At 63.2% G+C, this 24,705-nt stretch carries 15 protein-coding genes; 4 read left to right on the top strand and 11 right to left on the bottom strand.

Going from position 1 to position 24,705, the window contains the following annotated elements; all coding sequences use genetic code 11:
- Window positions 1–79: 79 nt before the first annotated feature.
- Window positions 80–961, bottom strand: a complete 882-nt coding sequence (ku, locus tag V1288_RS03890; RefSeq protein WP_334355817.1) for a non-homologous end joining protein Ku — start codon at window positions 959–961, stop codon at window positions 80–82.
- A gap of 101 nt (window positions 962–1,062) precedes the next feature.
- Between ku and ligD the strand changes: the two genes are divergently transcribed.
- Window positions 1,063–3,735: a DNA ligase D gene (gene ligD / locus V1288_RS03885; RefSeq protein WP_334355816.1), complete on the top strand. Its 2,673-nt coding sequence runs from the start codon at window positions 1,063–1,065 to the stop codon at window positions 3,733–3,735.
- Between the two features lie 124 nt (window positions 3,736–3,859).
- Here ligD and V1288_RS03880 read toward each other — a convergent pair whose 3' ends face one another.
- Window positions 3,860–4,024 (bottom strand): DUF3309 family protein, encoded by a 165-nt coding sequence (locus V1288_RS03880; protein ID WP_166056303.1) that lies wholly within the window; start codon window positions 4,022–4,024, stop codon window positions 3,860–3,862.
- A 166-nt stretch (window positions 4,025–4,190) separates the two neighbouring features.
- Here V1288_RS03880 and V1288_RS03875 point away from each other — a divergent pair, with 166 nt between their 5' ends.
- Entirely contained in the window at window positions 4,191–4,502 is a 312-nt protein-coding gene (locus V1288_RS03875) for a polyhydroxyalkanoic acid system family protein (RefSeq protein ID WP_334355815.1), read from the top strand.
- Window positions 4,503–4,505: 3 nt separating this feature from the next.
- On the opposite strand, the gene treY is transcribed toward V1288_RS03875, so the two are convergent.
- The 5 genes from treY to treS are packed head-to-tail and all read right to left on the bottom strand — an operon-like array spanning window position 4,506 to window position 16,549.
- Window positions 4,506–7,295 (bottom strand): malto-oligosyltrehalose synthase, encoded by a 2,790-nt coding sequence (treY, locus tag V1288_RS03870; RefSeq protein ID WP_334355814.1) that lies wholly within the window; start codon window positions 7,293–7,295, stop codon window positions 4,506–4,508.
- A gap of 4 nt (window positions 7,296–7,299) precedes the next feature.
- Window positions 7,300–9,054: a malto-oligosyltrehalose trehalohydrolase gene (gene treZ / locus V1288_RS03865; RefSeq protein ID WP_334355813.1), complete on the bottom strand. Its 1,755-nt coding sequence runs from the start codon at window positions 9,052–9,054 to the stop codon at window positions 7,300–7,302.
- Window positions 9,051–11,126 (bottom strand): glycogen debranching protein GlgX, encoded by a 2,076-nt coding sequence (gene glgX, locus V1288_RS03860; protein ID WP_334355812.1) that lies wholly within the window; start codon window positions 11,124–11,126, stop codon window positions 9,051–9,053. The genes treZ and glgX overlap by 4 nt, the downstream gene beginning before the upstream one ends.
- Window positions 11,127–11,129: 3 nt before the next feature.
- Window positions 11,130–13,277 (bottom strand): 1,4-alpha-glucan branching protein GlgB, encoded by a 2,148-nt coding sequence (gene glgB, locus V1288_RS03855; protein ID WP_334355811.1) that lies wholly within the window; start codon window positions 13,275–13,277, stop codon window positions 11,130–11,132.
- Window positions 13,277–16,549 carry a maltose alpha-D-glucosyltransferase gene (gene treS / locus V1288_RS03850; protein ID WP_334355810.1) on the bottom strand — a complete coding sequence of 1,091 codons (3,273 nt, stop codon included), beginning with the start codon at window positions 16,547–16,549 and terminating at the stop codon, window positions 13,277–13,279. Before treS ends, glgB begins: the two co-directional genes overlap by 1 nt.
- 314 nt (window positions 16,550–16,863) lie before the next feature.
- Here treS and malQ point away from each other — a divergent pair, with 314 nt between their 5' ends.
- The gene (gene malQ, locus V1288_RS03845; protein ID WP_334355809.1) at window positions 16,864–18,816 is read left to right on the top strand and encodes a 4-alpha-glucanotransferase; all 1,953 of its coding nucleotides are present in this window, start codon (window positions 16,864–16,866) and stop codon (window positions 18,814–18,816) included.
- Between the two features lie 118 nt (window positions 18,817–18,934).
- Window positions 18,935–20,734, top strand: a complete 1,800-nt coding sequence (locus V1288_RS03840) for a glycoside hydrolase family 15 protein (protein WP_334355808.1) — start codon at window positions 18,935–18,937, stop codon at window positions 20,732–20,734.
- 384 nt (window positions 20,735–21,118) lie between these two features.
- Here V1288_RS03840 and V1288_RS03835 read toward each other — a convergent pair whose 3' ends face one another.
- Genes V1288_RS03835 through zwf form a run of 4 tightly spaced genes read right to left on the bottom strand, consistent with a single transcriptional unit; the run spans window position 21,119 to window position 24,700 of the window.
- The gene (locus V1288_RS03835; RefSeq protein WP_334355807.1) at window positions 21,119–21,922 is read right to left on the bottom strand and encodes a Cof-type HAD-IIB family hydrolase; all 804 of its coding nucleotides are present in this window, start codon (window positions 21,920–21,922) and stop codon (window positions 21,119–21,121) included.
- Entirely contained in the window at window positions 21,919–22,407 is a 489-nt protein-coding gene (locus V1288_RS03830; protein ID WP_442894008.1) for a gluconokinase, read from the bottom strand. Before V1288_RS03830 ends, V1288_RS03835 begins: the two co-directional genes overlap by 4 nt.
- A 22-nt stretch (window positions 22,408–22,429) precedes the next feature.
- Window positions 22,430–23,185, bottom strand: coding sequence for a 6-phosphogluconolactonase (gene pgl, locus V1288_RS03825; RefSeq protein ID WP_334355805.1), 756 nt, complete (start codon window positions 23,183–23,185; stop codon window positions 22,430–22,432).
- 3 nt (window positions 23,186–23,188) lie between these two features.
- Window positions 23,189–24,700: a glucose-6-phosphate dehydrogenase gene (gene zwf / locus V1288_RS03820; protein ID WP_334355804.1), complete on the bottom strand. Its 1,512-nt coding sequence runs from the start codon at window positions 24,698–24,700 to the stop codon at window positions 23,189–23,191.
- Between the last annotated feature and the right edge of the window lie 5 nt (window positions 24,701–24,705).

Below are 24,705 nucleotides of genomic sequence, written 5' to 3'. Positions count from 1 at the left end.
TTCTCAGGGGAAAATGCCTTCCGGCGGCCATCAATGCAAGCGGGAGTGGACTGGCGGCGTGGCGGCGGCCCAAGAGTCGTCAGCTTGCCTTGCGATGCCTGGCCGCGGAGCGGTGCGCCCTTTTTGCCGTCCGGCGTGCCGGTGCTCGCCGCGCGGTCGAGGCATGCGCCCGCCGTTTCGCCGACTTGCCCTTAAGGCTCGCCTTGAGCGCGTCCATCAGGTTGATGACGTTGTCGGGCTTCTCCTCGCGCTCAGCGACCTTGACCGGCTTGCCGGAGGCTTTCCGGCGCACCAGCGCCCTCAGCGCGTCTTCGTATTCGTCCTTGAATTTCGACGGATCGAAATGCGCGGCCTTGGTATGCAGGATATGGCCGGCGAGTTCGACCATGTCCTTGGTGATCCTGGGCGTCTTGATGCCGTCGAAATAGTCCTCCTCGTCGCGCAGTTCGTAAGGATATCGCAGCGTGGTGCCGAGCAGGCCCTTGCCGAGCGGCTCGATCGCCATGACGTGCTCGCGGTTGGTCAGCACGATGCGCGCCAGCGCGACCCGGTCCTCATCCTTCATGGCGTCGCGGATCACGGCGAAGGCGTCCACCGCCGCCTTGCCGTCGGGGGCGACGTAATAGGGATGGTTATAATATCGCTTGTCGATTTCTTCCCTCGGCACGAAACTGTCGATCTCGATGGTGTGATTGCTCTCGATCTGGACAGCTTCGAGTTCCTCCTTTTCGATCTCGACATACTGGCCCTTTTTTAGCTCATAGCCGCGGCCCTTCTGGTCGCTCTCGACGACGTCGCCGGTCTCGGCGTCGATCATCTGTTGCTTCAGCCGGTTGCCGGTCTCTCTGTTGATCATGTGAAAGCGGGTTTTCTCGACCGATGTCGAGGCCGGATACAGCACCACCGGACATGACACCAGGGAGAGTTTTAACGTGCCTTTCCAATAGGCGCGGGGGGGCATTGCAATCTCCGGCATAGTTGGGTTTAGGAACTTCAACGGCTAGTATGGGTTTTCGTTCCGGGCACTGCCGCAGGGGCGCGGGTGTTGATTGAGGTTTGGCCGTGGCGTTGAAGAAACTCAGCACGTACCGGAAGAAGCGCGACTTCGGCAAGACGACGGAGCCCTCCGGCGAGGTCAAGGTCGCGCCGGCAAGGCAGCGGCGATTCATCGTTCAAAAGCACGACGCGAGCCGGCTGCACTACGATTTCCGGCTGGAGTTCGATGGCGTCTTCAAATCCTGGGCGGTCACCAAGGGGCCATCGCTCGATCCGCATGACAAGCGGCTGGCGGTCGAAGTTGAGGACCATCCGCTCGATTATGGCGATTTCGAAGGCACCATTCCCGAAGACCAGTATGGCGGCGGCACCGTCATGCTGTGGGATCGCGGCTATTGGGAGTCCGACGATCCCGAGCGCGGCTTCAAGAAGGGCGACCTGAAATTCACGTTGCAGGGCGACAAGCTGCAGGGAAGCTGGGTTCTGGTGCGGATGAAGGGCGACCGCTACGGCGGCAAGCGCACCAACTGGCTCCTGATCAAGCACCGCGACGAGTACGCCAAAGAAGGCGAGGCCAACGACCTCCTGGAGGAGGATCGCTCCGTGGCCTCGGGGCGAACCATGGTGCAGATCGCGCAAGGCAAGGGCAAGGCGCCAACACCGTTCATGCTGGCGAGCAAAACAAAGGCCGACGCGGTCTGGCAGTCGAATCGTGGCGATGCCGCCGAGGCGCGCGCCAGCAGGAAGACCGTGGCACTGCGAGCCACCCCGGAGACCAAGACGCGCACACCGGCGCCAGCAGCAAAGCCGAGGAAGGTCGCGGCGATGCCGGATTTCGTCGCGCCGCAACTCTGCACGGTGGTCGGGCGCCCGCCCGGCGGGGAGGGATGGTGCCACGAGATCAAGTTCGACGGCTATCGCGTGCAGTTGCGGGTTGAGGACGGCGATGCCGTACTCAACACGCGCAAGGGGCTCGACTGGACCGACAAGTTCAAGGCGATCGCCAACGAGGCGAAGTCGCTTCCGGACGTGCTGATCGACGGCGAGATCGTCGCGCTCGATCACAACGGCGCGCCCAACTTCTCCACCCTGCAGGCGGCACTATCGGACGGCGACAGCGAGAGCCTGATCTTCTATGCATTCGACCTGCTGTTCGCCGGGGGCGAAGATCTTCGCGGCCTGCCGCTCGGCGAGCGCAAGGCGCGGCTGAAGCAGCTCCTGGAAGCGCGCAAGGGCAAGGGAAAGCAGATCCGCTATGTCGAGCATTTCGAAAGCGGCGGCGATGCCGTGCTGCAGTCGGCATGCAAGCTCGAACTGGAAGGGGTTGTCTCCAAGAAGCTCGACGCGCCCTACCGCTCGGGGCGTACGGAGATCTGGACCAAGACAAAGTGCCGGGCCGGGCATGAGGTGGTGCTGGGTGGCTGGAAGACCACCAACGGCAAATTCCGCTCGCTGATGGCGGGCGTCTATCGCGGCGACCATCTCGCCTTTGTCGGCATCGTGGGCACCGGCTTCGGGCAAGACAAGGTCCGCCGCATCATGCCGGCGCTGAAGGCAGCAGCCTCCGACAAGAGCCCGTTTGGCGGCAAGAACGCGCCGAAGAAGACCCGAGATGTGCATTGGCTGAAACCCGAACTGGTCGCCGAGATCGAATTCGCGGGCTTTACGGCGGATGGAAATATCCGCCAGGCCGCGTTCAAGGGTCTGCGGCAGGACAAGCCGGCCGAAGAGGTGGAGGCCGAAACACCGTCCAAGGCCGAGGTCGCACAGCCCAAGCCGGCTGGGGGCAAGGGCAAGGCAGCAGCGACCCGGGCAAAGCCAGCCACGAACAAGAAGACCGGCGAAGTCATGGGCGTCGTGATCTCCAAGCCCGACAAGGAGCTATGGCCTGATGCCGGTGACGGCGAGGCCGTCACCAAGCTCGATCTTGCACAATATTTCGAGGCGGTCGGCGAATGGATGATTGGCCACCTCAAGGGCCGTCCATGCTCGATCGTTCGCGCGCCCGATGGCATCCACGGCGAAAAATTCTTCCAGCGCCACGCCATGCAAGGCGCGTCCAACCTGTTCGAACTGGCCAAGGTTTCGGGCGACCGCAAACCCTATCTGCAGATCGACCGGATCGAGGGGTTGGCCGCGGTGGCGCAGATCGGCGGGCTGGAGCTGCATCCCTGGAATTGTGCACCCGATGCCTATGACACGCCGGGCCGGCTGGTGTTCGATCTCGACCCCGCGCCGGAGGTCGAATTCTCCGAAGTGATCGAAGCAGCAAAGGACATGCGTGAGCGGTTGACGGCCGTTGGCCTCGAAAGCTTCTGCAAGACCACCGGCGGCAAGGGCCTGCACGTGGTGGCGCCACTGCTCTACGGCGCAAGGGACAAGGTCACTTGGAAGGAAGCCAAGGCCTTCGCGCAAGGCATCTGCCAGTGGATGGCCAATGATGACCCCGAGCGCTACCTGCTCAACATGTCGAAGAAGCTGCGCAAGGGAAAAATCTTCCTCGACTATCTTCGCAACGACCGGATGTCGACGGCGGTCGCCGTGCTGTCGCCGCGTGCGCGCGGCGGCGCTACTGTCTCGATGCCTGTGACTTGGACGCAGGTGCGCGGCGATCTCGATCCGAAGAAGTACACGGTTCGCACCGTGCCTTCGCTGCTGGCAAAGACCAAGGCGTGGGACGGCTACGATGACGCCGGAGCGTCGATCAAGGCGGCGATGAAAAAGCTCGCTGGAAAATAAGGTAGGCAAAGCGACTTGTCCGCCGTAGCTTAACGAGCGAAGGCGGAAGCATGCCAACGTCTTTGATCGCGTAAGAAAAGGTGGGCGCGGCGCAAGCGCGCCTTTGCCCACCTTGCGATTCCGCTCAAAGCTTTCCGAGCAGCAGCAGGATCAGCAGGATCACGATCACCAGGCCCAGCCCACCGCCGCCGTAGTAGCCGGTGCCATAGAACGGTCCGCCGCCGATGCCGCTGAAACCGCCCAGCAGGGCGATGACGAGAATGATCAGGATGATGGTGCCGATTGACATGAGTCTCTCCTCAGCCCGGTAGGGCCCTCTTGTTTGTTCTGCCCTGTGACAGGAACAACAAATCGGATTCATCAAAGTTCCTTATTGCGTCGCGACGGTCCCTGCGCCTCTTCCCTTCGAACCGTGTGTAGTTACATACGCTTAAGTTGAGGAGAGGATTTTTGCGATGACTAAGCCGCTGGTAGTTTCCATTCCGCATAGTCTGGGACGCGACGAGGCCATGCGCCGCCTGAAGACCGGGCTTTCGCGCGCCGCTTCCAGCGTGCCGGTGCTGAGCGTCGATGAGGAGCGATGGGAAGACAACCGCATGATCTTCCGCGTTCGCGCCCTCGGGCAGGCCGCCGCCGGCCATGTCGATGTTGCGGAAGATCATGTGCAGGTAGAAGTCGTGCTGCCATGGCTGTTGCAGCGCTTTGCCGAGGTGGCCCAGGCCGCGATCCAGAACCGCGGCAAGCTGTTGCTAACCAAGAAAAGTTGACGCTTAGGTACGGTTGCGCTTTCGTGCCTGCGTTGTCGCGCCGTTGAACCTGGCTTTCAGCACGGCGACCGGCAGATGCGCCAGCAGATCCGACAGCCGCAACTGCGTGGCATCGGCGTCGGCAAAACCCTCCACCGCATAGCCGCCGACGTTGAGTGCGGCGTCATAATTCTCCGGTCCAGGCCAGTGTCTGCCGCCGTCGGTCAACGGCGCAAACCAACGCGTAACCACGGTTATCGCAGCCTCGCGGCCGCGCCGTCGGGCGAACGCGATGAAATGATCGTGCTGCGGTCCGCTCACTGGCAAAGGCTCGTAGTCGCCGTTCGTGAATAAATCGGCGCTTTCGGTTCGAAGCTGGAGCAGGTGTCGCGTCCAGGCCAGCTTCAGATGACCGCTCGGCCACTTCTCGATCAGCCGATTCCAATCCGGCTTCTCCAGCGCGTCGAGCCGCCCTGCGCGTTCGGCAAAGTCGACCCGCCGCCGGTTGTCGGGATCGACCAGTGAATAATCCCAAAGCTCCGTGCCTTGATAGAAATCCGGCACGCCCGGCATCATGGCCTTCAGCGTGACCTGACTGAGCGAATTCAAGCCGCCCAGCAGTGACAGCCGCTGCGCCAACGTTTGCAGGGAGTTCAAGAATTCCCCTGAGAGAGCAGGATCGAGGATTTTGGCGATGAAGTCTTTTACGCCCTCCTCATAGGCCGTGTGGGGATTGAGCCAGCTCGTTTCCTGCTTGCCCTCGCGCGCGGCCTTCAGCGCATATTCCTGCATCCGTTCAGCAAACGAGGCCTCGTCCGGCTGCCATGCCCCCAGCAGCGCCTGATACAGCATGTATTCGAATGTCGCCGACGGCGCGCGCAAATCACCATCGACGAGCAGATGCGGCGCGTTGAGCAGCTTCCATCGGGCCACCGTGCTGGTCCATTCGCCCGGAATTTCCGAAAGTGCCATGATGCGTGCTCGCGCATCCTCGCCGCGCTTGGTGTCATGCGTCGCAGTGGCCGTCATCCCATGCGGCCACTCGGCGGCGCGGGCCTGCATCATCAGGTGAAAATCGCCGGCCGAAAGCGCTTTTGCGGCCGGATCGCCGCCGACTTCATTGAGGGCGAGCAGGCGGTGGTAGCGGTAGAAGGTCGTGTCCTCCAGCGACTTCGCCATCATGGGACCGGTGAACTGCTGCACCTTCAGCGCGAAACGTCGCACGCGCGGCGCGCTGTGGTGCGCGCGCCCGGGTTTGATCAGATCCATCGTCAACGCGTCGCGCAGGAAGTCGAAAATGCCGTCATCGGCGGCAAACCAGTCGGCGCGTGCCCGTTCGATTGTCCCGGATATCAGTTGGCGATCATGCGCGGATGGGCCCGACGATGTCAGGTAGCTGCGGTAGACCGGAAAGTGCAGCACGTAGAGTTCGAGCGCCTGCCGCAGGCTGTCGGCAGAATAGTCGCGGGTGGAGTAATGCCCGCTGGCGATCCGCGCCAGCAGGCGCGTCAGCACCGTGAACTCGCTGGTCAGCAGCGTTTCCAGCACGCGGCGTTTTGCGTCCCGCAGGATCGGTTCGAGTTTTGGCGATTGGTTGCTGACCTGCCGCCAGATCTCGTCGAGTGGCTCCAGGCCGCTTCCGTCGGTCAGCACATGGGTGATGGCGTTCATCCACTCATAGCCGGTGGTGCCGTGAACGCCGGCAAATGACGGCAGCCTTTCGTGTTCGCCGAGAATTTTTTCGATCACCACGTAGAACGGCCGGTTGCGGCCGCCATGCGCTTCGCGGATCAGCCGGCGCAGGCGCTGGAAATACTGGACGGGATCGCGCAGGCCGTCGATGTGGTCGAGCCGCAATCCCCCCAGCTTTCCTTCTGCAATGAGCCGTTTAACCAGCCGGTGAATCGCCTCGAACGTGCCGGCGTCCTCGATACGCAAGCCCGCCAGTGTATTGATATCGAAGAAGCGCCGGTAGTTGATGTCGCTGGAGGCAAGCCGCCAGTGACCGAGCTTGTAGTGCTGGCGCTCGAGCAGATGGTGCAGCGCCAGTGTCTGCGCGGCGCGATCCTCTCCGGCGCGATAGGCGTCCAGCCCGCGCGCGATGATCTCGGCGGCTCCCGGAGTGCCTTTCAGTTCGGCTTTGAAGGCTGGCGCTTCCTTGCGGTTGGGCCGTCGCGGCCCCTGATAATTGGCGGCCAGCGCAAGCATGGCTTTGCCGGGCGCGCTCGCTTCCGCGCTCGCGTCCTTGAGAATCATGCGCAGGATTTCGCCGTAGCGTTCCGGCGCGATCGGCAGCCGATGCTCGAAATACCAGGCCGAAAAGCTGCCTTCGGCGGAATTGTAGCGCAGTTCGATCTCGCCGTTTTCCAATGCCTGGCCGTAAGATGAGCCGATGATCGGCAACAGCACGCCGCCACGTGCGCGGTATGGCAACTGCTCCCAGTCGATGTCGAAGGAGGCTGCGTGCGGCGAGGCGGGGCCCCATTCCAGCACATCGAGCCACCATGGATTATCGTCGTAGTGCACGCCGACATGGTTGGGCACGAAGTCGAGGATCAGCCCGAGATCGTGTTGCCGCAGCACGGCGCTCAGCCGCTCGAAGCCGGCTTCGCCGCCGAGCTCCGGATTGAACTGGGCGTGGTCGGTGACATCATAGCCGTGCGCGCTGCCCTTGCGGGCGCGCATGAAGGGCGAGGCATAAAGATGGGTGATGCCGAGCGCCTTCAGGTAGGGCACCACGGCAGCGGCGGCGTCGAAATCGAAATCCGCAGACAATTGCAGGCGGTAGGTCGCGATCGGGATCGCCGGGGGCATTTTCCTATCCGATGCGCCAGAGCACCGTCCATGGCGGGACGCTGTCGCCCAACTCGCTGCCCCAGATCAGGGTTCCCGCGGGCGCTCCGGCCGCATGGCTGATGGCCTGGTCCGACAGGTTGGCGCGCAGGCGGAGCGTTGCGCCATCGCCCATCCGCCAATGGGCCGTCAGCAGGCGATTGGCTGCGTGCGCCTCGCCGAAGGCGGCGCCCGCAAGCCGTGGGACGATCTCCTGCCGGCGAACCTTCAACAGGTCCCGCACCAGCGCTAGCCGCTTCCGTGCCGCCGGCACGTCGCGCTCGTTCCAGTCGAGCACGGCGGAATCGCGCGTCGATGGGTCGAGTGCATCCGGCACCTCGTCGCCGAATTCCGCATAGGCCCAGGCATATTCGGCGCGGCGGCCCTTGCGGACCGCGTCGGCGAGATCGCCACCGAAATCGCAGAAGAACGGGAACGGCGCCTTCGAGCCCCATTCCTCGCCCATGAACAGCATGGGAATGGATGGCGCCAGCAGCAGCACTACGAGTGCCGCTTCGATAGCTTGCCCATCCGCGTAGCTTTCGAGCCGGTCGCCCAGCGCGCGATTGCCGATCTGGTCGTGGTTCTGCAGAAAGTTGATGAAGGCTGTCGGCGCGAGATGGCCGCTTGGCTCGCCACGCCTGACGCCGCGAAACGCCGATGGCTCGCCCTGGTAGACGAAGCCTGACGACAGCGAGCGCGCGATATCCGAAATCGGCGAGCGCTGGTAGTCGATATAATAGCCCTGCTTCTCGCTGGTCATCATCACGCGCCAGGCGTGATGATAGTCGTCGTTCCACTGCGCGCGGTATTTTCCCTGCGGCGGATCCTGCGCGGCGTCCAGAATGCTGGCGCGATTGTCGCCGTTCTCCAGCACGAGGTGAATATGCCGGCCGGTTTCCGCGGCGAGCTTTCCGGCGGCAGCGCTGAGATCGTGCAGCAGCGACAACCCACCCGGCTCGACGATCGAGTTGACGGCATCGAGCCGCAGCCCGTCGAAGCGATAGTCGCGCAGCCAGGAGAGCGCATTCTCGATCGCAAAGGCGCGGACTTCCTTCACGCGATAGTCGATCGCGCTGCCCCAGGGCGTGTGGGCTTCGGTGAAGAAGGAGGGCGCGTAGCGGCCGAGATAGTTTCCTTCGGGGCCGAAATGATTATAGACCACGTCGAGCATCACCATCAGTCCGCGCAGATGCGCTGCATCGATCAGCGCCTTGAGATCTTCGGGGCGGCCATAGGCGCTGTCGGGCGCGTACCACAGGACGCCGTCATAGCCCCAGTTGCGCGCACCCGCGAAATCCGCCAGCGGCATCAATTCCAGCGCGGTAATGCCGGTCTCTGCGAGATGATCGAGTCTGTCGATCATCGCGCGATAGCTGCCTTGCCTGGTGAAAGTTCCGACATGGGCCTCTACAATCACGGCCTCCTGCCACGGCCGCCCACGCCAGCCCGCGGCCTGCCACGGATAGGCTTCATGATCGATCACCTCGCTCGGGCCAAAGACATCATCGGGCTGAAACGCCGACGCCGGATCCGGCACGTCGATCTCATCATCGATGCGGAATTTGTAGCGCGCGCCGGCCTTTATGCCTGCGATGTCGGCGGTGAACCAGCCGTCCTCGCCGCGCTTCATCGCGTGAGGCTGCTCCAGCATGACATCGACGCGTTTCGCCGCCGGCGCCCACAGCCGAAACCGCGTGCCGTAGTTGGCGAGACAGGGGCCGAATTGCCGGTCATTCATGCCGCGCCCGCAAAGGCAAGCACCGACCGCGGCGGTGCGCTGGTCTTGGCGCCGGATGCGAATTCGCTGTTGGCCTCAACGGCCTCAGTCGTGTTCAGCAGCTGCTGCCAGTTTTTGTACTCGGGCATCCTGGGCAAAGTGAAAGCAATCTCTTCAGGGGCGGCGTTCAGGACGATAAAGATCGGCGGCTGTCCTTGTTCCAATGGCCCCAGCACGTAAGCGAGAAACCGGCCTTCCGGAAAATTCCAGTCGGCTTCCTGCATTTCCTCGGCTGCGGGCGTCAACCACAGCACGCCAAAGGAGCCGTCCTTTCTCCGCCCGGAGAGCCAGCGCTGGGAGCGGAGTTGGGGAAAGCGCCGGCGGAGCGCGGTCATGTAGCCGACGAAACCGGTGAGATCATCGCCTGGCTTGCCGAGATTGTCCCAGCTCACCCAGCCGGTCTCGTTGTCCTGGCAATAGGCGTTGTTATTGCCGTTCTGCGAATTGCCGACCTCGTCGCCGGCCAGCATCAGGGGCGTGCCTTGCGCAAGGAACAGGCAGGCGAGCTGGTTCTTGCGGAGCTGCCGGCGCAGCGCAACGATCGCCGCGTCGCTGGTCGGGCCCTCATGGCCGCAATTGTTGCTGTGGTTGTCGTTGGAGCCGTCGCGATTGTCCTCGCCGTTGGCCTCGTTGTGCTTCTCGTTGTAGCTGAACAGATCGGCCAGCGTGAACCCATCATGGACGGTGATGTGATTGATGCTGGCGCGCGTCGCTCGGTTGTCGTGATGAAACAGATCGGATGAAGCGGTCATGCGGCGCGATACTTCGCCGATCAGGCTGCCTTCGCCGCTCCAGTAGCGCCGCATTGCGCTCCGATAACGGTCGTTCCATTCCGACCATTGCGATGGAAACGCGCCGACCTGATAACCGCCCATGCCGAGATCCCATGGCTCGGCGACGAGCTTTACGGTTGCCAGCACCGGGTCCTGCCGCACCGCGGTCAGAAACGCGGAATTGCGGTCGAAGCCGTTCGGCATCCGCGCCAGCGTGGTGGCGAGGTCGAAGCGGAAGCCGTCGACGTGACAGACCTCGACCCAGTAGCGCAGCGAATCCATCACCATCTGCAATACGCGCGGATGGGTGAGGTTGACCGAGCTGCCGCAGCCGGTGAAGTCGTCGTAGTAGCGCGGATTGTCCTTGTTGAGCCAATAATAGGACGCGTTGTCGATGCCGCGGAGACTCAGCGTTGGTCCGAGATGATTGCCCTCGGCGGTATGGTTATAGACCACGTCGAGCATCACCTCGATGCCGGCGTCGTGCAGCCGCGCTACCGTAGTGCGAAACGCGTCGAGCGCGTTGTCCTGCGCATAGCGCGGTTCCGGCGCGAAGAACGCCAATGTGTTGTAACCCCAGTAGTTGGCAAGCTTCCGCTCAACCAGCACGCGGTCATCGATCAGCCCGTGGATCGGCAGCAATTCGATGGTGGTGACGCCGAGCTTCTTGAGATGGTCGATCATCGCCGGCGAGCACAACCCGCCATAGGTACCGCGCCAACCCGGCGCGACGTCGTCGCGCTTCTGCGTCAGGCCCTTGACGTGGGCTTCGTAGATGATGGTGTCTTCCCAGGCGACGTTCGGCCGGATCTCGCGGCGGCCCCAGTTGAAGGTCTCGTCGACCACGACCGCCTTCGGCATGCCGCGCGCATTGTCGCGGCGGTCGAAGGAAAGATCCTCGCGCGCGCTGCCGGTGCGATAGCCGAAATGCGCATCGCTCCACACCAGGCGCCCGGCGATCCGCTTGGCATAAGGATCGAGCAGCAACTTGTTGGCGTTGAAGCGGTGCCCACGCTCGGGCGCGTAGGGGCCGTGGACGCGATAGCCATACAGCTGGCCGGGCGAGACGTCGTTGAGGTAGCCGTGCCAGACGTCCTCGTTGCGCTCGGGAAGTTCGATCCGCTCGAGTTCGCGCCGTCCCTGGCCGTCGAACAGGCAAAGCTCGACCTTTTCCGCATTGGCCGAAAACAGCGCAAAGTTTGTGCCCCGTCCGTCCCAGCTTGCTCCGAGGCGGGCAGGGCTTCCCGCGGACAATCGCATGCGTCAGCTTTCCGGTACGAGAAAGATCGCGGCCAGCGGCGGAATGGTCAGTGAGAGCTCGGGGATGCTGCCTTCCAGGGTATGGACTTCGCCGACATTGCCGACATTGCTGCCGCCATAATGGGCGGAGTCGGAATTGAGCGCTTCCTTCCACTTGCCGGCAAACGGCACCCGGACGCGATAATTCTGATAAACATTCGGCGAGAAGTTCACGACCACGAGACAGCGCGCCTTCGCATCGAAGCCCTTGCGCAGCCAGGCAAAGACGTTGCCGCCGGAATCATGGGTGATGACCCATTCAAATCCGGCCTGGTTGCAGTCCATCTCGTGCAGCGCCGGTACGCTGCGATAGAGGCGGTTGAGGTCGCGGATCAGGTTCTGAATGCCGCTATGGCGGCGCTGCCCCAGGAGGTGCCAGTCGAGCGAATGATCGTGATTCCATTCGCGCTCCTGGCCGAACTCGCAGCCCATGAACAACAGCTTCTTGCCGGGATGACCGAACATGAAGCTGTAATAGGCGCGCAAATTCGCAAAACGCTGCCATTCGTCGCCGGGCATGCGGCCGAGGATCGACCGCTTGCCGTGCACTACTTCGTCATGCGACAGCGGCAGAATGAAATTCTCCGAAAACGCGTAGTGCAGGCCGAACAGGATGTCGCCGTGATGGTGCTTGCGGTACACCGGATCCTTGCCGACATATTTCAGCGTGTCGTGCATCCAGCCCATGTTCCATTTGAAGCCGAAGCCGAGCCCGCCATATTCGACCGGTTGCGAAACCTGCGGCCATGCGGTGGATTCTTCCGCAGCCGTGGTGGCTTCCGGAAAATGCCCGAACAGTTCGATGTTGAAGCGTCGCAGGAACTCGATGGCTTCGAGATTTTCCCGACCGCCATGCCGGTTCGGAATCCACTCGCCGGCGGGCCGGCTGTAGTCGAGGTAGAGCATCGAGGCGACCGCGTCGACGCGCAGGCCGTCGACGCCATAGCGATCGAGCCAGAACAGCGCGTTGGAGACCAGGAAGTTGACCACTTCGGTGCGGCCGTAATTATAGATCAGCGTGCCCCAGTCGAGGTGGCGGCCCTGCAGCGGATTGGCGTGCTCGTAGAGCGCGGTACCGTCGAAATAGCCGAGCCCGTGCGGATCGTCGGGAAAATGTCCGGGCACCCAGTCGAGCCAAACACCAATCCCCTCACGATGGCAGGCATCGACGAGGGCGGAAAAGTCCTCCGGCATGCCGAACCGGCTGGTCGGGGCGTACAGGCCGGTCGGCTGATAGCCCCAGGAGCCGTCGAACGGATGTTCGCTGACGGGCAGAAACTCGATATGGGTAAAGCCCATATCCTTCGCATAGGCCGGAAGCTGTTCGGCGAGGTCGCGATAACTCAGCCATTCATTGCCGTTCTTGCGCCGCCAGGAGCCGAGATGCACCTCGTAGATCGAGATCGGCGCGCCCAGCGCGTTGATGCCTGACGGCGCGGCGCGCGGATGCGGAATCCTGCTTTCGTCGACGACGATCGAGGCCGTTGAGGGGCGCACTTCAGCCGCAAAGGCTACCGGATCGGATTTGAGCGGCAGATGCCGCCCGTCGGAGTCGGTGATGTCGAACTTGTAGCGGTCGCCGGCGCGGGCATGGGGCACGAACAATTCCCAATAGCCGACGCCGCGCACCCGCATCGGATGCCGCCGCGCGTTCCAGAAATTGAAATCGCCGACCACGCTGACGGCCTTCGCGTTCGGCGCCAGCACCACAAACGCGACGCCGTCGACGCCGTCGAGCGTCATCGGATGGGCACCGAGCTTGTCGTAGATCCGCCGGTGGGTGCCTTCGCCCAGGAGATAGAGATCGAAGTCGCTGAGCACGGGCGGGAAGCGATAGGGATCGTCGAGATCGACGACGTTTTCGCCGAAGCGGGCCCGGAGCTGGTAGCGCTTGGCGCCGTTCGGCAGCGCGCCTGCGAACAGTCCGGCATCGTGAATTCGCTCCAATGGCGCCGTCTCGCCATGCTCGCCGATCGCCTCCACGTTGGAGGCTTCGGGAATGAAAGCGCGCACCACGCTGCGACCGCCTTCGCTGTGCAAGCCGAGGTAATGAAAGGGGTCGGAATGCTTGCCTTCGATGATTGCATAGGCCTCAGCGGGTAGCTTGGTCATTAGGCCTCGAATGGTGGTTGCGACAACGTTCGGATAATTCCGGTGAGCGGCATGCGTAGCCAGTCTGGTCGATATAACAATTCGTATTCGATTTCGTTCAGGGCCTTCTCGAGCAGGAAGAAGGTCAGGATGCCCTCGGCGGCACTGGGATCGGTCGGCCACAGCCGTTGATCGGCCATGGCTTCGCTGTAGGCGGCGAAAAATGCGACGGTCGCCCGGTCGCGCCACTCGCCAAGCGCCGCGCCGAGCTTGCCTTGCTCATCTTGGGCTACCTTGAGCGCGCGCTCAAGGGCAGCGGTTGCCGAATAATCGATCGAGCGGATCAGGCTGGCGACGTCGCGCGCAGCGGGTGCCTTGCGCCGGCGTTCAGCGATGGTGCGCCGCGGCGCGCCCTCGAAGTCGATGATGAAGATGTCGTCCTTGACGATCAGCAACTGGCTGAGGTCGAGGTCGCCATGGCAGCGGATGCTGGCGGCGTCGAGTTCGCGCGGCAGCAGCCTTTCGAGCCGGTCCGGCAGGGTTGGCTGCAACGCCAGCACCTGATCGACCAACGTCCGGTCAGCTTCCTTCAGCGTATCCCGCCGCTGCCTGAGTGCATCGAAAACGCGCCCGGCGCAGAGCGTCACATCGTCGATCCAGCGCTGTACATCGTCGCGCGCAGTCGGCTCCGGCGCGAATTCGGCAGGCTCGCTGTTGCCGGCCAGCGCAACGTGCAGTTCGGCCACGCGCCGCCCGGCCTGCGACATGTGACGCAGATAAGGGATCTCTTCCTCGCGCTCGCCGGGGTGGATGCTCTCCGTCAAGAGACGCTGTTCCTCGACGAAGCGATCGAGATAGGCCGCACTCACGGTCCAGAGGTCGCCCTGATTGGCGACGAAGGCGTGGACGACGCCGACCGCGCTCTTCTCGTTGCCCTCGACCAACTCGACGCTGCCGAGCAGCGCCGGCGTGTTGGCGAAGTTGGCGACATCGGTGAGAAAGCGTCCCATCTCGATCTCGGGATTGGGGCCGGGCTGAAGCGTGCGGTAGATCTTGACGACATAGTCGTTGTCCACCAGGGCGGTGCTGCGCGGCTGGTCGGACTCGACGGTGCGGATGTGTTCGGGCTGCCGGATCGGCTTGTCACCGAAGCGGCTGGTCGGCCGGAATTCGAGCCGCAAGCCCTGTTCGCTCTCATCGACCGTCAGCGATTGCTGCAGGTTGCGCAACAGCAGGGAGATGAAGATCTGGTCGTTGGCGACGTCGAGCAGCGTGCCTTCGCGGGCTCCTTGCCGAACGGCGGCCAGCGCTTGCGGATTGTAGCGCTCGCGGTCGAAGCGTACCCATTCGATTTGCATCGGCAGCACGTAGCGCGTGGTGACATTGCGCTGCGTCGTCTCGAAAAAGGCGAGCCACGGCCGGTTGTCGCCGATGTCGCAGAACGGAATGGCCGACGTCAGCGTCGGCCGGATCGCCTTCGCCGACCGTTCCGGATACCAGCGGCTGCGCGCCAGATGTCCCGGCAGCACGTCGCGCTCGAACACGCCGCGTTCGCGCGCCAGCGACACCCAGGTCGCGTTCAGCGGCACCACCAGCGTTTCGAATTCGGGCACCGCGCGCTGCGGCGGCGGCGCCGATTTGTCGCGCTCCTGCAGCTCGAACCAGTAAAAGCCGTAAGGTGCGAGCGTGACCATGTAGGGCAGTTCGCCGATCGCCGGGAAGCGGGTGCGGCCGAGCATTTCCAGCGGAATGCGATCCTTGAAGGCGGAAAGGTCGAGTTCGGTCGCCTGCGCCGATCGCGAAAGGTTGGCAACGCACAGGATGACTTCGCCCTGATATTGACGCACGTAGCACAGCACCGAGCGGTTTTCCGGGCGGATGAACGTCATGGTGCCGCGGCCGAAGGCGAGCGTCGACTTGCGGACCGCGATCAGGCGCTTGGTGGCCGATAGCAGCGACGACAGGCTGCGTGACTGCGCCTCGACATTGACCGATTCATAGCCGTAGACGGGGTCCATGATGGTCGGCGCGTAGAGTCTTGCCGGATCGGCGCGGGAGAAGCCGCCATTGCGGTCCGGCGTCCATTGCATTGGGGTGCGCACCCCGTTGCGGTCGCCGAGATAGATATTGTCGCCCATGCCGATCTCATCGCCGTAATAGATGATCGGCGTGCCCGGGAACGACAGCAGCAGCGAGTTCATCAGTTCGATCTTGCGCCGGTCATTGTCCATCAAGGGCGCCAGCCGGCGGCGGATGCCGACGTTGATGCGCGCACGGGGATCGTTGGCGTAGGTCGACCACAGATAGTCGCGCTCGACGTCGGTGACCATTTCCAGCGTCAGCTCGTCGTGATTGCGCAGGAACAGCGCCCACTGGCAATTGCCCGGGATGTCCGGTGTCTGACGCAGGATGTCCGTGATCGGAAAGCGGTCCTCCTGCGCGATCGCCATGTAGATGCGCGGCATCAGCGGGAAGTGATAGGCCATGTGGCACTCGTCGCCGCGGCCGAAATATTCCTGCACGTCCTCCGGCCATTGATTGGCCTCGGCCAGCAGCACCTTGCCCCTTGCGTAATTGTCGAGCTCACTGCGCAGCCGTTTGATGATGGCGTGCGTCTCGGGCAGGTTCTCGTTGTTGGTGCCGTCGCGCTCGCAGAGATAGGGGATCGCGTCGAGCCGGAAGCCGTCGACGCCGGTGTCGAGCCAGCGCTTCATCACCTGCACCAGCGCGCTCACCACGCGTGGATTGTCGAAATTCAGGTCCGGCTGATGCGAGAAGAAGCGATGCCAGTAGAATTGGCCGGCCTCCGGGTCCCAGGTCCAGTTCGATTTCTCGGTGTCGGTGAAGATGATCCGCGTGCCCTGATATTTCTGGTCGGTATCGCTCCAGACATACCAGTTGCGGGCAGAGGAATTCGGGTCCGAGCGGCGGGCGCGCTTGAACCAGTCGTGCTGGTCGGACGTGTGGTTGACGACGAGTTCGGTGATCACCCGCAGGCCGCGCTTCTTGGCTTCCTGGATGAAGCGGCGGAAATCCTTCATCGTCCCGAAATCGGGGTTGATGTCGCCGTAATCGGCGATGTCGTAGCCGTCGTCGCGGCCAGGGGAGGGGTAGAACGGCAACAGCCACAGCGTGGTGACGCCGAGATCCTGCAGATAGCCGAGTTTCTCGGTCAGCCCCGCAAAGTCACCGATGCCGTCATTGTTGCTGTCGGCAAAGGCCTTGACGTGGAGCTGATAGATGATGGCGTCCTTGTACCAGAGCTCGTCGGTGACGGCGTCGATGGCTGGCACCTTCTTTGCCTCCAGTACAATGCTGCCATCTTTATCCAGGGGATAGGTACCCTCGATAGCGAGGGAGACGCCGGGGGTGGAGCTCTCGGCGGTTTGCGCTTTTTTGTTCACGGTGATGCCATTGTGCCATGGAAATGACGTCCCCGTTTCGTTTGCAGAAAGGGACGTTCCGGACTGAGATAGAATCCGCTCGGCTCGCTTTGGTTCCAGTGGAACCGTTGCTGGGTCCGGGCGTTACGCATCCTCTATCTCCTTCCCGTAATTGGACAATTTCGCGACATCGGTTTGATGTTTGCGTGCAAAGTACGTGCCGAATGGACCTTTTTGCTCAAGCCAAAGCCCAGGGAATCCAGACCGAGTTCCTGGACGGCCAAGGTCACCGCCGTGTGACGGACGCTGCCGCGCTCAAAATCATCCTGGATGCCCTGCCGCCGCAGGCCCCGGGACCGCTGGTCGGACACCCCGTGGTGGTCCGCTCCGGGCGGCCGTCGCGAACCGAACTGCCGGCTACGGCCAAGCTTCCGGTGGAATGGAAAATCGTTGCGGGGGCGGGCGTCGTTATCGCCAAGGGTAAGAGCTCGGATCACGCCATCGACTGGCCCAGGGACCTTCCGCATGGCGTCTACCGGCTGCAGGTGAGCAACGCCACGACCGCCGAGGACGTGCCGCTGATCTCGGCGCCGGAACGGGCGTTTGGCGGCGAATTCGACCGTTGCTGGCTGCTTGCGGTCCAGCTTTATGGCGTCCGTTCTGCGCGCAACTGGGGCATGGGCGACTTCACCGACCTCGCCAGCCTGATCGAACTCGCCGATCATCTCGGCGCCGACGGCGTCGGCCTCAATCCGTTGCATGCCCTGTTTGACGATCGCCCGGCCGATTGCAGCCCCTATTCGCCGAACAGCCGGCTGTTTCTCAACGCGCTCTATATCGACGTCGAAAAGCTTCCCGAATTTCGGCCCGATTCCGAAACAAGCGAGGCGCTGGCGCCGTTGCGGGCGGGCAATGTCGTCGATTACGTCGGCGTCGCCGGTCTGAAGTGGCGGGCGCTCCGCAGCGCCTTCGCTGCCTTCAAGGCCAACGCCAAGCCGGACCGCCGACAGGATTTTGACAAATTCCGCGCCGAGCGCGGCACCTTGCTGTCGCACTTTGCCTGCTTCGAGGTGCTGCGGCACAAATTCGGCAAGCCATGGTGGGAATGGCCGGTAGAGTGGCGGCAGCCGGACGATGCCCGATGTGCTGCGATGCGCCAGGGCGAGGATGCCAGCGAGATCGAGTTCGTCGAATTCGCGCAATGGACCGCCGACCGGCAGTTGGGGGCGGCGGCCGATCTGGCGAAGAAGCTCGGTATGAAGGTCGGGCTCTATCTCGACGTGGCGGTCGGCGTGCAAGCCGACGGGTTCGATGCCTGGAACGAGCAGGTGGCGATCTCCCGCCATCTCGGCGTCGGAGCGCCGCCCGATCCGCTCAACACCGCCGGCCAGACCTGGGGCCTCGCCGGCTTCAATGCCGCTGGGCTTGAGCTTGAGTCCTTTGCGCCGTACCGCGACATGCTGCGCGCCTCGATGCGCCACGCCGGCGCCATCCGTCTCGACCACGTGCTCGGGCTGAAGCGGCTCTATCTGGTGCCGCAAGGCTTCAGCGCCCGCGACGGCGTCTATGTCCAGATGCCGTTCGAGGCGCTGCTGGCGGCGACCGCGCAGGAAAGCGTTGCCAATCGCTGCGTCGTGATCGGCGAAGACCTCGGCACGGTGCCGGAAGGCTTTCGCGACCAGATTGCCGATTGGGGCATCTGGTCGTATCTCGTGATGATGTTCGAGCGCGACGATGCCGGGTCGTTCCGCAACATCGATCATTACCTGACGAATGCGCTCGTCACCTTCAATACCCACGATCTCTCAACCTACGCCGGCTGGCGCTCGTTCGGCGATCTCAAGCTGAAGCGATCGCTCGGGATCGATCCCGGCGAGAGCGACGATGCGCGCTGGCATGCGCTGGCGATGCTGGACGAGGTGCTCCACCATCACACCATCGATCGCAACGATCTCTATTCAGTGACGAATTTCCTGGCGCGCACCAAATCGCGCCTGCTCGCGGTCTCGCTTGAGGATCTGCTCGGGGTGGTGGATCAGCCCAACATTCCTGGCACCGTCGACGAGCATCCGAACTGGCGGCGGCGGCTTCCGGTGCCGATCGAGGAAATGACATCCACGGTAGACGTCGCCGCGCTCAAGGCGGCAACCCATGAGCGGTCGCGCGCCGCGCTCTGATACAGCATGATCCGGAAAAAGTAGTTGCCGGTTTTTTCGAAAAGATCATGCTCAAGGATGAAGGTAGAGCGGGATGACAGTTCGAGGAACTGCCATCCCGCTCCAGTGGTGAAGCATCGTGCCGTGCCGTATCGAAGACTATGGGCTGATCGGCGATTGCGAAACCGCGGCGCTGGTCGGCCGGGACGGATCGATCGACTGGCTGTGCTGGCCGGCTTTTGATTCGGATGCCTGCTTTGCCGCGCTGCTCGGCACCGAGAAGCACGGCCGCTGGCTGATCGCGCCGGCAGGTGAAGTTACCGGCACCTCGCGCCGCTATTGGGACGACACGCTGATCCTTGAGACTCGATTCGAGACCGCCGACGGCGCGGTCGACCTGATCGATTTCATGCCGCCGCGCGGCAATGCCTCCGATGTGGTGCGGCTGGTGCGCGGCGTTCGCGGCCGGGTCAAGATGCATATGCAACTGGTAATCCGTTTCGGCTTCGGCATCGACATTCCCTGGGTTAAGAAAAGCGAGGACGGTTCGGCGCTGCTCGCGATCTGCGGGCAGGATATGACGGTGCTGCGGACACCGGTCGAGACCCGCGGCGAAGATCTGACGACGGTCGCCGATTTCGAGGTCGGCGAGGGCGATACCGTTCCCTTCGTGCTGACCTATGGTCCCTCGCATCTGCCCGTGCCCAAGCCGATCGACCCCTCCTATGCGTTGAAGGATACCGAAGCGTTCTGGACCGAATGGTGCAGCCGTTGCACCTATCAGGGCGAGCGCCGTGACCTCGTGATGCGCTCCTTGATAACGCTGAAGGCGCAGACCTACGCCCCGACCGGCGGCATTGTCGCAGCTCCAACGGCCTCGCTGCCGGAAAAGCTCGGAGGCGCACGCAACTGGGACTATCGCTTCTGCTGGCTGCGCGACGCCACCTTCACCCTGCTGGCGCTGATGAATTCGGGCTATACCGAGGAAGCCTCCGCCTGGCACCAGTGGCTGTTGCGGGCGGCGGCGGGTTCTCCCGCCAACATGCAGATCATGTACGGCATCATGGGCCAGCGCCGCCTGCTGGAATGGGAGGCCGTATGGCTGCCCGGCTACGAAGGTGCAAGGCCGGTGCGGGTCGGCAATGCCGCGCACGCACAACTGCAGCTCGACGTCTACGGCGAACTGATTGATGCCTTTCACCAGTGGCGCACCGCCAAGTTAGGGCTGGATGAAACGAGCTGGTCGCTGGAATGTGCGGTGCTGCAGCACCTTGCCGAACGATGGGATCAGCCGGATCATGGCATCTGGGAGCGCCGCAGCGCAGGCAGGCATTATGTCTCGTCGAAGGTGATGACCTGGGTCGCGTTCGACCGCGGCATCAAGAGCGCCGAGACGTTCGGCTTCAAGGCGCCGCTCGAGAAGTGGCGCGCGCTGCGCGACACCATCCATCTCGACGTCTGCGCAAAAGGCTTCGATCCGGAATTGAACGCCTTCGTCGAGTCCTACGGCTCGAAGATGCTCGATGCCAGCATCCTGTTGCTGCCGTCGGTAGGCTTTTTGCCGCCGGAAGATCCGCGCGTCCGCGGCACGATCGCCGCGGTCGAACGGCATCTGATGCGCGACGGCTTTGTGCTGCGGCACGATCCCCGTGAAGTGGAGAAGCAGCCGGCCGAGGGTGCGTTCCTCGCCTGCACGCTGTGGCTTGCAGACGCCTATGTGCTGGCGGGCGAGTCCGCTCGCGCGCAAGAGCTGTTTAGCCGCGTAGTCGCGGTGGCCAACGATCTCGGCCTTCTGGCCGAGGAGTACGATACGGCGGCCGGCCGCCAGACCGGCAATTTCCCGCAGGCGCTGACGCACATCGCGCTGATCAACACCGCGCATAATTTGAGTGTAACGAAGCAATCGGCCGAGAAGCCGGCGAAGCAGCGCTCGAAATAGCGGCCGTCATTCCGGATTCGTGCTTCGCACGGCTCGAAATGACGGCCCATCTGCGTTCGCAGGGACGACGGGAGAATGCCCGACGAGGCCGGGCAAAAACTTGCGCCTCTAAAAACTTGTGCCTCAACGAGTCGCGCGAGCCGGCACCCGTCCTGGCCGCGGCAGGCCCGGGCTGGGATGAACCTGCCTTCATGGGAGGAGGCGGCGGTCGGGCACCGGCTCGCGCTTGCCGATCGTGCCTGACGACAGAAGCGGATTCGCGGTGCGAAGACTTTGAGAATTCCTCGATTTATCCTTCACCCAGGCTTGACACGCCGGCGTATGGCATTTTCGAGCGACGTGAATGCCGGATGCGCGTGAAGAAAACGTGTCGAAAAAGAATTCCTATCCGAGCTGCAGCACCGTCTCGATTGCCGCCGCGAATCCGTCGCGCTCGTTGCTGTCGGTCACATGCGTGGCGTGCTGCTTGATGTTGTCGGCGGCATCGCCCATGGCGAACGAGACGCCGCTTTTCGCAAACATCGGCAGGTCGTTCTCCATGTCGCCGATGGTAGCCATCGCGTCGGCCGGGATGCCTAGTCGCCGGGCGATATTTTCCACGAAGGTGCCCTTGTCATGACCGGGGGGCGTCACATCCAGATAATAGGTCTGCGAGCGGACCGCGGTCGCCTCCAGGCCGACGGCTTCCTTCATCGCCACCTCGCAACGCTGCAGCAGTGCGGCGTCCGAACTGGCGCCGACGATCTTGCAGGTCTCTGCGAGATACGGCGTGAAGTCGGCGATGATGGTCGGATCGGCCTTGATCGCGCGTTTCTCGTGCGGAACGTATTCGCCGTCGGGATTGCGCGTGTACCACCGCGCGTTGGTGAACAGCCAGATATCCACGCCGAACGCGGCGAGCACGTCGAGGCTGCGCTGCGCTACCGCAGGCCGAATCAGGTGCTGCTCGATTGGTCTGAGCCCGGCGTCGACGATCGAACTGCCGTTGAAGGCGCCGACGGGAAGCGTGATCGAAAGCGGATCGATCAGAAACCCCATTCCGATGGTCGGCCGGCTGGAGACAATGGTGAAGCCGATGCCGGCCGCATGCAGCCTGCGCACGGCCGCCTTTGCGCCATCGGTCAGAACCTTGTCCTTCGTCAACAGGGTGCCGTCGACGTCGGAAACAACAAGCGCAATGCGGGTCATTGGGGAACCAGGTTCAATTGACTGACGATATCATCCACGATTCGCTCGACCGGTGCATCGATCGATACCGTGATCGGCCGTTCGTTCGCTCCCGGCCGCTCCAGTGTCCTGAACTGGCTGGCGAGCAGGCCCGGCGGCATGAAGTGTCCCTTGCGGGACGCAAGCCGGGCCGCGATCAGATCCTGCGTGCCGTCGAGAAAGACGATGCAGACGTCGTCGCGGCCGTGGACGAGAACGTCGCGATAGGCGCGCTTTAGCGCCGAGCAGGCGATGACGGCGCGCTCACCGGCGGCCGAGAGACGGTCGATCTCATCGGCAATCGCCTGCAGCCACGGCCAGCGGTCCTCGTCCGTCAGCGGATGGCCGGCGCTCATCTTCGCGACGTTGCCTGCCGGGTGAAACCTGTCGCCGTCCTCGTAACGCCAGCCGAGTCGTCCAGCGAGATGATCGGCGATGGTGCTCTTGCCGGAGCCGGAAACGCCCATCACCACCAGCGCACAAGGAGTCTTACTGCCCACCAAAATTCTCCGGAATCGCTTCCCGGTCCACCAGCCAGACCGTCTCGCCGGTGGATCGCACGCGATTGGCGGGCAGGTTCTCGCCTGCGAAGAGGCGCGTCAAGATCGCGCGCTTGGTCCCACCGGCAACCTCGAACAGCATTTCGCGGCAGGAGGCGAGGGTGGGCAGCGTGAGGGTGACCCGTGGGACGAACGGCTCGACATTGGCCCGGGGAACGCCGACGACCCAGCGCGCGATCTCCTCAAGCGCAGGATCATCCGGAAACAACGAGGCCGTATGGCCGTCGGGACCGACGCCCATCAGCACGAGATCGAACAGGGGACGGGCGTGATCGAGCGCATCCGCGCCATAGAACGACTTCAACTCCTGCTCGTACAGCGCAGCGCCCCGGTCGGGATCGGCAGGGTCGGCGGTCGCGGTCGGAATCGGATGGATGTTTGCCGCCGGTGCGAGCCGATCCAGAAAGATCGACCGCGCCATGCCCATGTTGTTGAGCGGGTCGCTCGCGGGCACGAAGCGCTCGTCGCCGATGAACCAGTGTACACGCTCCCAGGGAATCCGGCTTCGATACGCATCCGTCGCGAGCAATTGATAAAGTTGCTTCGGGCTCGAACCGCCGGTCAGGCAGATCGCCACGCGGCCATTATTCGCCGCTATTCGGGCCAGCATACGCTCGGCCGCGACTGTTGCCAGCGCCGCGGGATCGGCGGCCAAAATCACGTGGCGGTTGTCGTTCGCCGTCATCGCTCACCCGAGCTTTCGCCAGCTTCGGCCGTCGCGGGCCAAGAGCTCGTTGGCTTGCTCGGGCCCCTCGCTGCCGGCCTTGTACGTCTTCAATCCCTCCGCGCCGGCCTTCTTCCAGGCGTCGATGAACGGTTGTACCGCCTTCCAGCCGGCTTCGACACTGTCGGCGCGCTGGAACAGGATGTTGTCGCCGATCATGCAGTCATGGATCAGCGTCTCGTAGCCGGTCGAGGGTTCCGCCTTGAAATAGTCCTTGTAGCGAAACTTCATCTCGACGCCGTCGATCAGGATCGAGGGGCCGGGCACCTTGGTGTTGAACTGCAGCGCGATGCCTTCGTTCGGCGCTACGCCGATCACGAGGTAATTCTGCGCCAGCGCTTCGACAGGCGTGCAGTTGAACATCGCGAACGGCGCCTGCTTGAACTTGATCGCGACTTCAGTGCGCTTGACGCCGAGCGCCTTGCCGGTGCGCAGGTAAAAGGGAACGCCGGCCCAGCGCCAATTGTCGATTATCAGCTTCAGCGCCGCATAGGTTTCGGTGGTGCTGCCGGGTGCGACGTCCTCGATCTTGCGGTAGTCGGCAATCTCGCTCTCACCGATCCGGCCGGCGAGATACTGGCCGCGCACCGAATTGCGCAACGCCTCCGCCTCGCTTTGGACCTGGATCGCGGCGAGCACGTCCGCCTTTTCCGTGCGGACCGAATGCGCGTCAAAGCGGATCGGCGGCTCCATTGCGACCAGCGACAGCAATTGAAAGAGATGGTTCGGCACCATGTCGCGCAGCGCGCCGGTCTGGTCGTAGAAGCTGCCGCGGTGGCCGACGCCGAGCTGTTCATTGACCGTGATCTGAACATGGTCGATATGGTTGCGGTTCCAGATCGGCTCAAACATGCCGTTGGCGAAGCGCAGCACCAAAATGTTCTGCACCGTCTCCTTGCCGAGATAGTGATCGATCCGGTAGATCTCGTGCTCATCGACGAGTCTGAGCAACTCGCTGTTCAGCGCCTTTGCGGAGGCGAGATCAGTGCCGAATGGCTTTTCCACCACCAGCCGCCGCCACGCGCCGTTCTCGGCCAGCATGCCGGTGCGGCCAAGCTCGCGGCTGATCGGCAGGAATGCGTTGGGCGGGGTCGCCAGATAGAATAGCCGGTTGCCGCCTGTGTTTCGCGCGGCTTCCAATTCGGCGAGCTGCTTGCTCATCGCGTCGAACGAGGGTGGACGCTTTGGGTCGGCCTCGATGCAGGTGACGCATTCGAGCAGACGCCGCGCGATCTTATCATCCACCGGGCGGGTCGCAAACTCTCGCAGGCCCTTCATCAGATTGTCGCGAAGTGCGTCGTTCGACATCCCTTCGCGCGTGATACCGACCACGCAGAACTTGTCCGGCAAGAGATCGGCTGCCGCGAGGTTGTACAGGGCAGGGACGACCAGCCGGTGCGCGAGGTCGCCGGTCACTCCGAAAATGACGAAGGAACAGGGATCGGGTTTCTTCTGCGTTGTCTGACCGACCGCCATGACCG

Origin of the sequence: Bradyrhizobium sp. AZCC 2176 (assembly GCF_036924645.1) — a bacterium.
Lineage (GTDB): Bacteria > Pseudomonadota > Alphaproteobacteria > Rhizobiales > Xanthobacteraceae > Bradyrhizobium.
This window is presented reverse-complemented; position numbering and strand designations above follow the sequence as displayed.